Source organism: Streptomyces sp. NPDC046939, assembly GCF_040644575.1.
Classification (GTDB): Bacteria; Actinomycetota; Actinomycetes; order Streptomycetales; family Streptomycetaceae; genus Streptomyces.
The window spans coordinates 89,668-103,755 of the sequence record NZ_JBEYWV010000016.1 but is presented as its reverse complement, the minus strand read 5'-3'; the positions used below and the strand labels follow the sequence as shown (position 1 = coordinate 103,755).

The 14,088-nt window shown below is 69.6% G+C and carries 12 protein-coding genes, 1 pseudogene and 1 riboswitch; of the genes and pseudogenes, 6 read left to right on the top strand and 7 right to left on the bottom strand.

The features are described from left to right. Positions 1-805: 805 nt before the first annotated feature. The 4 genes and pseudogenes from ABZ877_RS19250 to ABZ877_RS19235 form a co-directional block, all read right to left on the bottom strand. Positions 806-1,645: pseudogene (locus tag ABZ877_RS19250) on the bottom strand (YihY/virulence factor BrkB family protein); the annotation flags it as partial. Then, complete coding sequence (locus tag ABZ877_RS19245) at positions 1,633-2,184, bottom strand: GtrA family protein (protein ID WP_361072317.1); 552 nt, start codon at positions 2,182-2,184, stop codon at positions 1,633-1,635. The pseudogene ABZ877_RS19250 and the gene ABZ877_RS19245, both read right to left, overlap by 13 nt. Positions 2,185-2,622: 438 nt before the next feature. Next, the gene (locus ABZ877_RS19240; protein ID WP_361072314.1) at positions 2,623-3,597 is read right to left on the bottom strand and encodes a decaprenyl-phosphate phosphoribosyltransferase; all 975 of its coding nucleotides are present in this window, start codon (positions 3,595-3,597) and stop codon (positions 2,623-2,625) included. Further along, positions 3,594-4,124 (bottom strand): phosphatase PAP2 family protein, encoded by a 531-nt coding sequence (locus tag ABZ877_RS19235; protein ID WP_361072311.1) that lies wholly within the window; start codon positions 4,122-4,124, stop codon positions 3,594-3,596. The genes ABZ877_RS19240 and ABZ877_RS19235 overlap by 4 nt, the downstream gene beginning before the upstream one ends. A 378-nt stretch (positions 4,125-4,502) precedes the next feature. On the opposite strand from ABZ877_RS19235, the gene ABZ877_RS19230 reads away from it, so the two are divergent. Further along, positions 4,503-5,846, top strand: a complete 1,344-nt coding sequence (locus ABZ877_RS19230; protein WP_361072308.1) for an FAD-binding oxidoreductase — start codon at positions 4,503-4,505, stop codon at positions 5,844-5,846. Positions 5,847-6,061: 215 nt separating this feature from the next. Continuing rightward, positions 6,062-6,817, top strand: a complete 756-nt coding sequence (locus ABZ877_RS19225; RefSeq protein ID WP_361072305.1) for a decaprenylphospho-beta-D-erythro-pentofuranosid-2-ulose 2-reductase — start codon at positions 6,062-6,064, stop codon at positions 6,815-6,817. A gap of 45 nt (positions 6,818-6,862) precedes the next feature. Here ABZ877_RS19225 and ABZ877_RS19220 read toward each other — a convergent pair whose 3' ends face one another. Beyond that, entirely contained in the window at positions 6,863-7,447 is a 585-nt protein-coding gene (locus ABZ877_RS19220) for a 2'-5' RNA ligase family protein (RefSeq protein WP_361072303.1), read from the bottom strand. A gap of 57 nt (positions 7,448-7,504) precedes the next feature. Continuing rightward, positions 7,505-8,518, bottom strand: a complete 1,014-nt coding sequence (gene trpS, locus ABZ877_RS19215; protein ID WP_361072300.1) for a tryptophan--tRNA ligase — start codon at positions 8,516-8,518, stop codon at positions 7,505-7,507. Positions 8,519-8,683: 165 nt separating this feature from the next. Between trpS and ABZ877_RS19210 the strand changes: the two genes are divergently transcribed. The 3 genes from ABZ877_RS19210 (at position 8,684) to ABZ877_RS19200 (ending at position 10,996) form a co-directional block, all read left to right on the top strand. After that, positions 8,684-9,340, top strand: coding sequence for a sigma-70 family RNA polymerase sigma factor (locus ABZ877_RS19210; protein ID WP_361072297.1), 657 nt, complete (start codon positions 8,684-8,686; stop codon positions 9,338-9,340). Further along, positions 9,321-10,145: a hypothetical protein gene (locus ABZ877_RS19205; protein ID WP_361072294.1), complete on the top strand. Its 825-nt coding sequence runs from the start codon at positions 9,321-9,323 to the stop codon at positions 10,143-10,145. The genes ABZ877_RS19210 and ABZ877_RS19205 overlap by 20 nt, the downstream gene beginning before the upstream one ends. A gap of 167 nt (positions 10,146-10,312) precedes the next feature. Next, positions 10,313-10,996: a hypothetical protein gene (locus ABZ877_RS19200; protein ID WP_361072291.1), complete on the top strand. Its 684-nt coding sequence runs from the start codon at positions 10,313-10,315 to the stop codon at positions 10,994-10,996. 98 nt (positions 10,997-11,094) lie between these two features. Here the strand turns inward: ABZ877_RS19200 and ABZ877_RS19195 are convergent, their stop codons facing one another. Next, positions 11,095-12,555: a glycine hydroxymethyltransferase gene (locus ABZ877_RS19195; protein ID WP_361072289.1), complete on the bottom strand. Its 1,461-nt coding sequence runs from the start codon at positions 12,553-12,555 to the stop codon at positions 11,095-11,097. 61 nt (positions 12,556-12,616) lie between these two features. Next, a riboswitch (ZMP/ZTP riboswitch) is annotated at positions 12,617-12,703 on the bottom strand. 139 nt (positions 12,704-12,842) lie between these two features. On the opposite strand from ABZ877_RS19195, the gene rocD reads away from it, so the two are divergent. Beyond that, positions 12,843-14,078 (top strand): ornithine--oxo-acid transaminase, encoded by a 1,236-nt coding sequence (gene rocD, locus ABZ877_RS19190; protein ID WP_361072565.1) that lies wholly within the window; start codon positions 12,843-12,845, stop codon positions 14,076-14,078. The last annotated feature ends 10 nt before the right edge of the window (positions 14,079-14,088 follow it).

The window sequence follows — 14,088 nt, the reverse complement described above, 5'->3', positions numbered from 1 at the left end:
CTCCAGTCGACTCGGCTCGGCTCGACTCGGCTCGGGGTCACGCACGGGGCCACTCCCCCCTCCCGGGCGACAGATCCACCCCGACCACCCCAACCGACTCGGGGTCTCGTATACGAGGCGCTCCTATGCCCGGGGACCGCGCCGCCCTGACTGCCCCAGTCGACTCGACTCGGGGTCTCGTACCCGGGGCACTCCCACGCGCGCCCGGGGGAGCGCCCGGCGTACGAAACGCCGAGTCGACTGGAGTGGCCGGGGCAGAGCTCATGCGCGGGGACGCTCCTGAACCCGGGCTGCCGAGCCGACCCAACCGCCCCGTCGACCCAGAACTCGTACGCAAAGGTGCTCCCGGCGATCACACCCCGACTCAGACCACCCCTCCGACCCCGCTCCCAGCTCGGCCAGCCCAACCGGCTCGGCGATCACGCGGCGCGCCTAGACCCCTGTCCAGGCCCTGCCAGCCGCACGGCCCCGGCAATCAGGTCCCGGCCCTGGACGCCCGCCCGGCCCCGCGCCCAGCGGCGAGGGAGCTCCCCTCCACATTCTCTGCGCCTTGGTGGCTGCCACCAGCCCCATCCTCACCCCCATCCGCAACACCACCAGATCCACGCCCACCAGCCCCTTCACCACCAGCGGCGTTCACACCACCTTCCGCCCCGAGGGTCCCCTCCGCACCGTCCACACGGCCATCACCAGAACCTGCAACCCCCTCGGCACCTGCCGCACCCCCAGCCCCGCCCACCCCGGCGGCGGCACCCGCACCCTCCAACTCGGCACCCACCCCACCCCGCTCCCGTGCGGCAGCGCGCCCCGTCGCGGTCCACGCCGCGCAGAACAACACCAGCTTCGCCGTGAAGTTGATCCACAACATCAACGCCACCGGTGTACCGAACGCCCCGTACATGCTCTTCCCGGCAACCCCCTTGATGTAGCCCCCGAGCAACAGCTTCAACAGCTCGAACCCGGCCGCCCCGATCAACGCCGCCTTGAACAGATCCCGCCGCGGCGGCTGCACCCCCGGCAACAACGTCAGCACGTACAACAGCAACAGGAAGTCCGCCAACACCGCGATCGCGAAGGCGAAAACCTGCAGCAGCGCCCCGCCCCACCCCTCCTTGTCGATCCCCAGGTGGTCCGCTGACCACCCCACTGCCGTGGACGCCACGGTCGACGCCATCAACGAGGCGAGTCCGGCACCCCCGAGCCCCACCAACACCCCGGCATCCTTGAGCTTGCGCAGAATCGGGTTGTCATCGCCCTGCGGCAACTCCCACACGGTCCGCAGGCAGTCCCTTATCGACCCGACCCAACCGACACCGGTGAACAGCAGCAACGCCCCCGCCACCACTCCGATCGTCCCGGCGTTGTCGACCAGCGCCTTGAGATCGAGCTGATCGGCGATCCCCGGCACCTGCTCGCTGATCTGCTCCTCGAACCTCCGCTGCTGCCCCGCCCCCAGCGTTCCGGCCGCGACCGCCGCCCCCACAGTGATGAGCGGAAACAGCGCCAGGAAGCTGATGAACGTCATCGCCGCCGCCAGCCTCGACCAGAGCACCTCGTCAAGCCGCTCATACGCTTTCCAGGCGTGGGTCCGCATCAGTCGCGCGAACCACGGCCCGATGACGGGCAGTTTCTTCAACCAGTCCATGATCCCCGCCTGCCCTGATCAACCGGTCCGACCGGCTCGACCCACCCACCCGGCCGAGCTCGTCTCGCCGCGGCCAGCTCCTCGCCGGCCGGCCTCCCACTCGGTCTCACACCGAACGCCAGAGTCCGAGTACCCCAGAACCGCACCATCGTGGCCAAAGCCATCCCTACTCCTGCCCCCGAGATCGTGTCCGCCCGCTGTGACGTGAACCCGAGCGCATAGTGCGAGGCCACGATGCACAACACCTGCACCAACACCCCGACTAGATTCACCGCGAAGAACACTCCGTACTGCCGCAGCCGCGACACCCCGGCCGCCCTCTCGCGATACGTCCCCAGCGCGTTCCCCACATACGCCACGGAGCAACCGGCCACGAACGACAGAGCCTTGGCACAGACCGGATCCAACCCCACCGCTCCGCGCAGCCACACAAAGAGCCCCAGATCAACGACGTACGCACACGCCCCGACCACCGCGAACCCCAACACCTCGGCCCTCACGGCCCGCACTTTCTCCCCCACTTCACGCCACCCGCCCATGACCCGCCTCACGCCATCCCGACCACACCACACGCCATCTCCCGCCCGCACCACGCCCGCACCACGCCGCGCCCCCGCCAAACCGCGCTCCCCTGCCCCACCCCAGCGTCCGCCTCCAAACGGTACGTCTCCCTCCAGGCCGCCCCTTCCCCCGCCACCACACCTCGCGCGTCTCTGCCCTGCCCTCACCTCCGCCCGCCACCACACCCAGCGCTTCCCCCTCCGGACCGCACCCGGTCCACGACCACACCCCGCGCCCCCGTCCGCCTGACCACACCCCCGCCCACCGCCACACCCGTACCTCTCGCCCCGACCCGCACCCTGTCCGCGAACACACCCCTCGCCTCCGTCCGTCCGCTTGGCCGCACTCCCGCCCACCGCCACACCCACACCTCTCGCCCCGACCCGCACCCTTGCCGCCTCCCACACCCCCACCGCTCACCACCCCGCCACCCCGAGCCCATACATCACCACCCACACAACCCCGATCACCGCCAGCGCCCGATCCCGCAGCACCACATCCTCCGGTTCACCCGCCGCGCCCCGGTCGGCGAACACTGCGTATCTCAGCACCGCGACGATGAACGCCACCATCGACAACTGCCGCCACGGCAACAGACTGCCGTGCGCAGCCTCTCCCTTCTCCATCGCCCACAGGCAGTACGCGAGCACGGCCACCCCCGCCGCCAACTGCCAGACGAAGCGCAGGTATCCCGCTGTGTACTCGGTGAGCAGCGCCCGCGTGGCACCCGCCTTGCCGGCCATCTGGACCGACTCCGAGTACCGCTTGGCCGAGACCATGAACAACGCGCCGAACCCCGTGGTGATCAGGAACCAGCGCGACAACGGAATCCCCAGCGCGAGTCCCCCGGCCATCGCCCGCATCAGGAACCCCGTGGTCACCACGACCAGATCGACGACCAGCACATGCTTGAGACTGACGCAGTACGCCAGTTGCATCCCGACATAGGCAGCCAGCAACACCGCCGTCCCCGCATTGCACAGCTCGGCCGCCCCGACCGGAGCGAGCACGGCCAACGTTCCCCCGACCCCATAGGCGACCGGCGCCGGAACCAGCCCCGCCGCCACAGGCCGATACCGCTTCACCGGATGCGCCCGATCCGCCTCCGCGTCCCGCGCGTCGTTGATCAGATACACCGCCGAGGCCGCCACCGTGAACAGCGCGAAAACCACCGCAAGCTGAACAAGCGCACCCGGTGCGAACAGCTTCCCCGCCGCGGCCGGAGCCGCCACCACCAAGACGTTCTTCATCCACTGCTTCGGTCTGGCCGTCCTGACCAACCCGGCCACCAACCCGAACGGCGTCGCCACGACCCCCGCCGAAACCTGCTCGCGCGGCCGCTCTAACACCGCCGTGCCGGCCCCGACTCTGCGTTCCACCCGCTTCGTCATTTCTCCACACCCCCGACCATCCACCGAGCTCCGAGCCGAGCTGCAAGCGCGCCCATCACCGCACCCGCCGCAACATCGGACGGGTAGTGCACGCCGACGACCATCCGCGAGACACAGACCGCCGCTGCCAACGGCGGTACCAACCGCGCCCCCACCGGCCTCAGCGCCCCGTAGGCCACCACTGCCGCTGCCGCCGACGCGGCATGCGAGCTGGGGAACGAGTACCTGCCCGCTGTCCGCACCAGCGGCTCCGCCCCTGCTGCCGCGCCGGCCCCCGCGCTCGGCCGGGGCCTGCGCACCACACGCTTCGCACCCATGCTGGTCAAATGCGCTGCCGCTGTGAGAGCCGTCCCGCGCAACCACGCCGTACGCCGCTCCCCATCGGCCGCAGCCCCGACGAGACCTACCGCCAGCCACAGCGCCGCGTGTTCGCCCGCCCAGGACAACGCACGCGCCGCCCCGGCCACGCGCCGGTCGGTACCGCAGTCGCGCAGTGCCGACAGCAATCGGCGGTCCATGTCGTCCATGCGGCTCACTCTGAAGGCCGGGCCGCTCATATTGTTGGCTATTCATAACGACACCCCTCGAATCACCCGTCTCGGGGAGAGGGCATTGCATTTGGGGTGAATTACCCAAATCAGAGCGATACGGTCTCGCATATGGCTGCCGACCCCGCATCCGCCCCCACTCCCGCTCCCGCACCCGTCGCCGCCCCCTCGCCGCTCCCCAGCACCGCGTCCACGCTCACCACTCCTTCGGCTCCCCCCTCGGATCCGCCAAGCTCCCCCTCTCCGCCGATCCCGACAGCGCCTTCCGCCTCACCCACGCCCGCGGTCACTGATCTCGCCCCGGCCGCGGCCCCGCCCTCGGAGTCGCTCCCGGCCTGGACCCCCGGGTACGACACCGTGCCCGTCACCGGTTGGGGGCGGACGGCGCCCACGTCCGCGTACCTGGTGCGACCCCGCTCCTACGAGGAGGTCGTGGCGGCGATCCGGGAGTGCGCTGTCCCCGGTCGCCGAGGCGGTATCGCCCGCGGCCTGGGCCGCGCCTACGGTGACGCGGCACAGAACGCCGGAGGCGCGGTCCTGGACATGACCGCGCTGAACGCGATCCATGCCATCGACGCCATGAGCGGCACCGTGCTGTGCGACGCGGGTGTTTCGCTGCATCGGTTGATGGAGGTTCTCCTTCCTCTCGGCTGGTTCGTGCCGGTCACCCCCGGCACGCGCTACGTCACGGTCGGCGGCGCGATCGGCGCCGACATCCACGGCAAGAACCACCACGTCTCCGGGTCGTTCGCCCGCCACGTCCTCGCTTTCGAGCTCCTCACGGCCGACGGTGAGATCCGTGTCGTCGAGCGCGGCAGTGAACTCTTCGATGCCACCGCCGGCGGCATGGGGCTGACCGGTGTCATCCTCACCGCCACGGTGCAACTGCAACCCGTGCAGACCTCTCTGCTGTCCGTCGACACCGAGCGGGCCTCCGACCTCGACGATCTGCTGGCCCGGCTCACTGCCACGGATCACCGCCATCGCTACTCGGTCGCCTGGATCGATCTGCTGGCCCGCGGAACAGCTCTGGGCCGTTCAGTCCTCACGCGGGGGGACCACGCCCCGCTGGACGCACTGCCTGCCCGCGCACGACGCAACCCCTTGGCCTTCCGCCCCGGCCGGCTTCCGTCCGCTCCGTCCTTCATCCCGGAAGGTCTGCTGGGCCGGACCTCAGTGGGTCTGTTCAACGAATTGTGGTATCGCAAAGCCCCCAGATCGCGTGTCGGCGAAATTCAAAGAATGTCGACGTTCTTTCACCCCCTCGACGGTCTTCCACATTGGAACCGCATTTATGGGCGCAGCGGTTTCGTGCAGTATCAGTTCGTCATCGGATACGGGAAAGAAGAGGCGCTCCGGCGCATCGTGCAGCGCATCTCGGACCGCCGCTGCCCTTCCTTTCTCGCTGTGCTCAAACGCTTCGGTGACGGGGACACGGGTTGGCTGTCCTTTCCGATGCCGGGCTGGACCCTCGCTCTCGACATCCCGGCCAACCTGCCGGAGCTCCCCACGTTCCTCGATGAACTCGACGAGGAGGTGGCCGCTGCGGACGGCCGCGTCTACCTCGCCAAAGACTCCCGTCTGCGCCCGGAACTCCTCTCCGCCATGTATCCGCGCCTGGACAAGTTCCGCTCCTTGCGCGCACGGATGGACCCCCGGCAGGTCTTCCGCTCGGACTTGTCGCGTCGGCTGCATCTCTGAGCGGCTGACGAGTGGGGTCCCGTCCCCGCATGCGTACACGTACTGGATGTCGCACACGCGCTTTCATCTCACGCACCCGCCCGTCCCCTTTTCCCATCCCGACCCCTCCGCGCTTTCGACACTTTCAATACACCGCTCGGACCGATCAGGTTCCCGATCTCACTCATCGGTTTCCCGACCGCCGACCGACACCGCACCCCTGGAGTTCGGATCTCATGAAGGACGCCTTCGGCACCCCGCAGTCCCTGCTCATCCTCGGTGGCACGTCCGAGATCGCGCTCGCGACGGCCCGCCGGCTCGTCGCCCGCCGAACCCGTACCGTGTGGCTCGCGGGCCGTCCGTCCCCCGCCCTCGACAGTGCTGTCGCTCAACTGCGCGAGGTGGGCGCCGACGCGCACGCCGTCCCGTTCGACGCCCTGGATTCGGAGTCGCACGAGGAGACGCTCGGCAAGGTCTTCGCCGAAGGTGACATCGACATGGTGCTGCTGGCCTTCGGGCTCCTCGGCGACCAGGCCCGGGACGAGGGCGAGCCGATGGCGGCGGTGCGGGTCGCGCAGACCAACTACACGGGCGCGGTGTCGGCCGGGCTCGTCTGCGCGCGGGCGTTGCAGAACCAGGGGCACGGTTCGCTGGTCGTGCTGTCCTCGGTCGCGGGCGAACGCGCGCGCCGGGCCAACTTCATCTACGGCTCGAGCAAGGCCGGGCTGGACGCTTTCGCGCAGGGGCTGGGTGACGCGCTGCACGGCACGGGCGTTCACGTCATGGTGGTGCGCCCCGGATTCGTGCGGTCGAAGATGACGGCGGGTCTGGCCGAGGCGCCGATGGCCACCACGCCGGAGGCGGTGGCGCTGGCCATCGAGACGGGGCTACGGCGCCGGTCGGAGACGGTCTGGGTGCCGGGGGCGCTGCGGGTGATCATGTCGGCGCTGCGGCACGTGCCACGACCTTTGTTCCGCAGGCTCCCGGTCTGATCGTGCCACCCACGCGCGCGGGCGCGCACGCCCGTCCGACTTCGGTCAGCCTGCGGGCAGCCGCCGTCCGCGCTTCGTGCGGTCGGGCGTCTGCGTGGGGAGCTTGGGCTTGCCGAAGGTGAAGTCGCGCAGCCGCCGCCAGATGCCGTCCTCGCCCTGCTCGTAGAGGGCGAAGCCATTGCACGACCATGCCGCTTCGTAGTCGGCGAGCTCTTCAAAGGCGTGGTCCATCGCCTCTTCGGAGATGCCGTGCGCCACGGTGACGTGCGGGTGGTAGGGGAACTGCAGTTCGCGCGCGACGGGTCCCGATGCGTCCCGCACTTGCTTCTGCAGCCAGGTGCAGGCCTCGGCGCCCTCGACGACCTGTACGAACACAACGGGGGACAGCGGCCGGAAGGTTCCCGTCCCTGAGAGACGCATCGCGAAGGGCCGTCCGGAGGCCGCGACCTCCGTCAGGTGCTCCTCGATCGCCGGCAGGTCCCCGGCCTCCACCTCGGTCGGCGGGAGCAGGGTGATGTGCGTGGGGATGCCGTGCGCCGCGGGGTCACCGAAGCCCGCACGCCGCTCCTGGAGCAGGCTGCCGTGAGGCTCCGGGACCGCGATCGAGACACCGATCGTTACGGTCCCCACGTCGTACTCCTGTCGTCGTGTGGCGGGCGTGCGGGCGGGCGTGGAGCAGGTGCGGGCTCAGTGCTTGGCGGGCAGGAAGCCGACCTTCTCGTAGGCCTGGGAAAGGGTCTCGGCGGCGACGGTGCGCGCCTTCTCCGCCCCCTTGGCCAGGATCGAGTCGAGCGTCTCCGGGTCGTCCAGGTACTCCTGGGTGCGGGTCCGGAACGGTGTCACGAAGTCCACCATGACCTCAGCCAGGTCCGTCTTGAGCGCACCGTACATCTTGCCCTCGTACTTCTGCTCCAGTTCCGGGATACCGGCGCCGGTGAGGGTCGAGTAGATGGTGAGCAGGTTGCTGACGCCCGGCTTGTTCTCCGCGTCGTAACGGATCACGGTGTCGGTGTCGGTGACCGCGCTCTTGACCTTCTTGGCGGTGGTCTTCGGCTCGTCGAGGAGGTTGATGAGGCCCTTCGGCGTCGACGCCGACTTGCTCATCTTGATCGACGGGTCCTGAAGGTCGTAGATCTTGGCCGTCTCCTTCAGGATGTACGGCGCCGGGATGGTGAAGGTCTCACCGAAGCGGCCGTTGAAGCGCTCGGCAAGGTCGCGCGTCAGCTCGATGTGCTGGCGCTGGTCCTCGCCGACCGGGACCTGATTGGCCTGGTAGAGCAGGATGTCCGCGACCTGCAGGATCGGGTACGTGAAGAGACCGACGGTGGCGCGGTCGGCGCCCTGCTTGGCGGACTTATCCTTGAACTGCGTCATGCGGCTGGCCTCGCCGAACCCGGTGAGGCAGTTCATGATCCAGCCGAGCTGAGCGTGCTCGGGGACATGGCTCTGGACGAACAGCGTGCAGCGGTCCGGGTCGAGACCGGAGGCCAGGAGCTGGGCCGCGGCGAGCCGCGTGTTCTCCAGGAGCTCCTTCGGGTCCTGCGGAACCGTGATCGCATGCAGGTCCACGACCATGTAGAAGGCGTCGTGGGACTCCTGCAGCGCCACCCACTGGCGGACCGCGCCGAGATAGTTGCCGAGGTGGAACGAGCCTGCGGTGGGCTGGATACCGGAGAGCACGCGGGGACTGTCAGAGGCCATGCCCTCATTCTCTCAGGTGTCTCTCATTGCTCGGGGCCAGGTACACGACGCGTGCGTACCGCATGTGGACGGTGCGTAGGCAGACATGGGCCTGGGCGTGACGCAACGTGAGAACTCGTGCGGTGCGAGTGGGAACCGATCGCCGTCGGCCGGTGTATCAAAGGCGTGAGGGCACAGGGGGAAGTCCTGGAGGGAGGCCGCGTCGTCGACGAGGATGCGGTGATCGCCCGCGTGCGTGCCGGAGAGCCGGAGGCGTACGCGGAGCTGGTCCGCGCCTTCACCGGCATCGCCCTGCGGGCAGCGCTGGCGCTGGGCGCGGGGGCGGACGCGGAGGACGTGGTGCAGCAGGCCTTCTTCAAGGCGTACTGCGGCTTGGGGCGCTTCAGGGACGGGTCGGCATTCCGGCCATGGCTGCTCAGGATCGTCGCCAATGAGACGAGGAACACAGTGCGATCGGCCGGGAGGCAGCGCTCCGCCATCGGCCGGGAGGCCGCGATGGTCGAGGCCGAGCCGCTGATACCGGAGTCGGCTGATCCCGCGGTCGCGGCGCTCCAGATAGAGCGCCGCGCCGAGCTGCTGGCCGCGCTGGAGCGCCTGAGTGAGGCGCATCGGCTCGTCGTCACCTACCGCTACCTGCTGGAGATGGACGAGGCGGAGACGGCGCAGGCGCTCGGCTGGCCGCGCGGCACGGTCAAGTCCCGACTGAACAGGGCGCTGCACAAGCTGGCCGATTTGCTGCCCGATGCGGCGCGGGGGCCCGCTTCGCTGCCGCCGCAGCGGTCCAGGAAGGGAGGTGACGAGGATGGACGGACGACGCGGTGAGGAACCGGAGCTGCCTGAGGAGCTGCGTGCTTTGGGCCGCCTACTGGAGGGCCCGGAGAACGCGGGAGAGACGATGGCGGAGCGCGTGCTGGCCCAGATACTCGCCGAGCGGGCGCCCACGCCGGTCGTCGAGGCGCGGGGGCCGGTACGGCTTCTGCAGGGGATACGGCGATGGGCGCGGCGGCGCTGGCGGGCGCTGGTCGCTGTTCTGTGCGGAGCGGCGACGATCGTGGTGTTCACGCCTCCCGTGCGGGCAGCGGTCGCGGACTGGTTCGGCTTCGGTGGGGTCGAGGTGCACTACGACCCGTCGGCCACTCCGTCGGCGGGCGCTCATGTTCCGGGATGCGGCGCCTCGCTTTCACCGGAGGAGGCCGTGCGGCAGGCCGGTTTCGAGCCGGCGATCCCCTCCGAACTGGGGCGGCCGGAAGCGCTCACGGTCACTCGTGTGCCGGGCGATCGCGCCCTGCTCACCCTGTGCTGGCGAGCCGACGGCCGCACGGTACGGCTCAACGAATATCCCGCCCATCTCGACGTCGGCTTCGCCAAGACGGTCCCGCTCCACCCACGGTGGGTCACGGTCAGCGGCCTTGCCGGTCTCTGGTTCACCGACGAGCACCGGTTGAGCTTCTGGATGTACGACAAGCACGGCCATCGGTGGACCCGCTCGGAGCGGACAGCGGGGCCGACGCTGCTGTGGACACGCGCTACGGGCGGGGAGGACCTCACGCTGCGTCTGGAGGGCGTCGCGTCCATGGACGAAGCCCTGAAGATCGCGGAGTCCGCAGACGAAGCACGCGAAGGCTAGGGCTGCCCCGGAAGGTGCGGGCGGGGCCGGAAAGACGCTCCGCCGGATCGGGAACCTCGAGAGGTCGAGCGGTGTACCAGAAGTGAACCGGCACGGAGCAGCCGTGCCGGACCGGCCGGGGGGTTCGGATGCGTACGGTACGGAGAAGGTCGGCGCTGCTCACAGCGGTGGCAGCCGCATTGGTCATGGTCCTGTGGAGCGGGTCGCAGGCGGTGGCGGGCGGGCCCACGAGCGTTCTCGTCGTTTCGCCAGAGAGCAAGCAGAGCGCGTCGCTCTACTTCAGCGACCGGGAGTACGACGCACTGAGCGGCCTGCTCGGCGAGCCGGGCGAGTCGCGGGAGGAGCTGCCGCCCGGGCTCGGGGTCGGGGCGGGGCGTCAGCTCAATGTCACGTGGCTGGTCCACGATGTGCAGCCGTGGCGCATAGATCGCGTCTACCCCGACACGCCGGGTACCGAGGCCGTCTGGATCCACACATCCGCGGAGCTCCCGAAGTCGTACGACGGCTACTGGCACAGGGCGGAGAAACCGGCTGAGTTGCGGACTCTGCTGCACAAGCTGGGTGTCATGGGCAAGCGGTCACCCGGAGGGGCGCCACCGATTTTCCCGCGCGAAGGGAAGCCTGGGGCCTCGGCGCTCACGGCTTCCGGAGCCGACGCGGGTGCGTCGATGGCGACCTCGGCGGCGACGGTGAGCAGTGGCACCAACTGGTGGTGGTCGCTGCCCGGCCTCGCGATCGGCGCCACGGTGGCTCTGCTGGTGCGGCCACTGGTGAGGCGCATACCCGGGTCACTTGCCCTGGTCCGCCGACGCGGGGAAGCAGGGCCGAGGCAGCAGCTTCGGGACGTGTGAGTGCCGGGTGGTCAGGCCCTCGAAGCAATGGCGACGGTGCTGTGAACGCCGCCTCCGTCAGGACATGTCCTTCCGGAGGCGGCGGGCAGTGGCCAGGCTCAGGTGAGGTCGACGGACGGGTAGAGCGGGAAGCCGGTGAGCAGGTCGGCTGCCTGGTGAGAGACCTCGTCGGCGACCTTGGTCTCCAGGACGTGCTGCGCCTTGGAGGGGGCTCCCTTGCTGGTGGTGTTGGGCTCGGTGGCCGTGAGGACACGGTCGATCAGAGCGGCGATCTCGTCCATCTCGGCCGTGCCCAGTCCGCGCGTGGTGAGGGCGGGGGTGCCGATACGGATGCCGGAGGTGTACCAGGCGCCGTTCGGGTCGGCGGGGATGGCGTTGCGGTTGGTGACGATGCCGGAATCGAGAAGCGCGGACTCGGCCTGTCGGCCGGTCAGACCGTAGGAGGTGGCGACATCGATCAGATTGAGGTGGTTGTCCGTGCCGCCGGTGACCAAGGTGGCGCCGCGGCGGGTCAGGCCCTCGGCGAGGGCCCGGGCATTGTCGACGACGGCTTGGGCGTAACCACGGAAATCAGGGCGGCGCGCCTCGGCGAGGGCGACGGCCTTGGCTGCCATGACGTGCGGGAGCGGCCCGCCCAGCACCATCGGGCAGCCGCGGTCGACCTGGTCGGCGAGCGAGTCGTCGCAGAGGACCATGCCGCCGCGCGGGCCGCGCAGCGATTTGTGGGTGGTCGTGGTGACGATCTGGGCGTGGGGCACCGGGTCGAAGTCACCGGTGAGCACCTTGCCGGCGACGAGGCCGGCGAAGTGCGCCATGTCGACCATGAGAGTGGCCCCGACCTCGTCGGCGATCTCCCGCATCAGGCGGAAGTTCACCAGACGCGGGTAGGCGGAGTAACCGGCGACGATGATCATCGGCTTGAACTCGCGAGCCGTGGCGCGCAGCGCCTCGTAGTCAAGGAGACCGGTGGCCGGGTCGGTGCCGTAGCTGCGCTGGTCGAACATCTTGCCGGAGATGTTGGGCCGGAAGCCATGGGTGAGGTGGCCGCCGGCGTCCAGGGACATGCCGAGCATGCGCTGGTTGCCGAAGGCCTGACGCAGTTCGGCCCAGTCGGCGTCGGAGAGGTCGTTCACGTTGCGCACGCCGGCTCGCTGGAGGGCGGGGGCTTCGACGCGGTCCGCGAGGACGGCCCAGAAGGCGACGAGGTTGGCGTCGATGCCGGAGTGCGGCTGGACGTAGGCGTGCTGGGCGCCGAACAGCTCGCGGGCGTGCTCGGCGGCCAGGGATTCGACGATGTCGACATTGCGGCAGCCCGCGTAGAAGCGGCGGCCGACGGTGCCCTCGGCGTACTTGTCGCTGAACCAGTTGCCCATCGCGAGGAGGGTGGCCGGAGAGGCGTAGTTCTCGCTGGCGATCAGCTTGAGCATCTCGCGCTGGTCGGCGATCTCCTGGCCGATGGCGTCGGCGACCCGGGGCTCCACGCCCCGGATGACGTCGAGGGCGCTGCGGAACGCGACCGACTCGGTGGACAGAGAGGAGGAAGAAGTGGGCTCTGGCATGACGGACCTCCGGGACAGGTTCCCCCGGGCCCGAGAGAGATCGGGCGCACGGGGCGGTGCACGGTTCGGCCCAGGCGCACGGCACACAGTTCGCGGGCCGCTCCCCGATGGTCGGTCCCATCCCAGCGCGCCAGTCACGGCCCGGACCTCACACTACCGGGCGCGGCGGTGCGAGAGGTTTCCGCGTCCATGATGCGAGCGACGATAGGAACGGGCGACAAACCCGTTTCGCGCCGTAAGAGCCGCAAGGCCCTCAGAGCCGTAAGAACGGAGATCCCGTGACTTCTGTGACTCCCGCGCACCCCGAGGGGACCGCACGTGCCGCTACGGAGAGCCTGATCGCTGTCTCCGACGAGCACAGCGCGCACAACTATCACCCGCTGCCTGTCGTCATCGCCTCGGCGGAGGGCGCATGGATGACCGACGTCGAAGGGCGGCGCTACTTGGACATGCTGGCGGGCTACTCCGCGCTGAACTTCGGGCACGGAAACCGGCGGCTGATCGACGCCGCGAAGGCCCAGTTGGACCGGGTCACGCTGACCTCTCGGGCGTTCCATCACGACCGGTTCGCCGAGTTCTGTACGCAGCTCGCCGCCCTGTGCGGCATGGAGATGGTGCTGCCGATGAACACGGGGGCGGAAGCGGTGGAGACAGCGGTGAAGACCGCGCGCAAGTGGGGCTATCGGGTGAAGGGGGTGCCGGACGGACAGGCGCGGATCGTCGTCGCGAGCGACAACTTCCACGGCCGGACCACGACGATCGTCAGCTTCTCCACGGACCCGGAGGCCCGAGCGGATTTCGGGCCGTACACGCCGGGGTTCGACATCGTGCCGTACGGGGACCTGGATGCGCTGCGGGACGCGGTCACCGAGGACACGGTGGCGGTCCTGCTCGAGCCGGTCCAGGGCGAGGCGGGGGTGCTGGTGCCACCGCCGGGCTATCTGGCGGGGGTGCGGGAGCTGACGCGCGAGCGGGACGTGCTGTTCATCGCGGACGAGATCCAGTCGGGTCTCGGCCGGACGGGGCGGACGTTCGCCTGTGAGCACGAGGGCGTGGTGCCCGACATGTACGTGCTGGGCAAGGCACTCGGCGGTGGTGTCGTACCGGTGTCGGCGGTGGTGTCCAGCAAGGCGGTCCTCGGGGTGTTCCGGCCGGGTGAGCACGGGTCGACGTTCGGCGGCAATCCGCTCGCCTGCGCCGTGGGGCTGGAGGTCATCGCGATGCTGCGCAGCGGCGAATTCCAGCAGCGCGCCGCGGAACTGGGCGAACACCTCCATGCCGAACTGGGTCTGCTGGCCGGGACCGGCAAGGTGACGGAGGTCCGGGGCCGCGGACTCTGGGCAGGCGTCGACATCGATCCGGCGTACGGGACGGGCCGGGAGATCTCGGAGAAGTTGCTGGAGCGGGGTGTCCTCGTCAAGGACACCCATGGCTCCACGATCCGGATCGCCCCGCCCCTGGTGGTCAGTAAGGAGGATCTGGACTGGGGGCTCGACCAGCTCCGAGCGGTACTCGGCGCGTGAACGGCAGCGC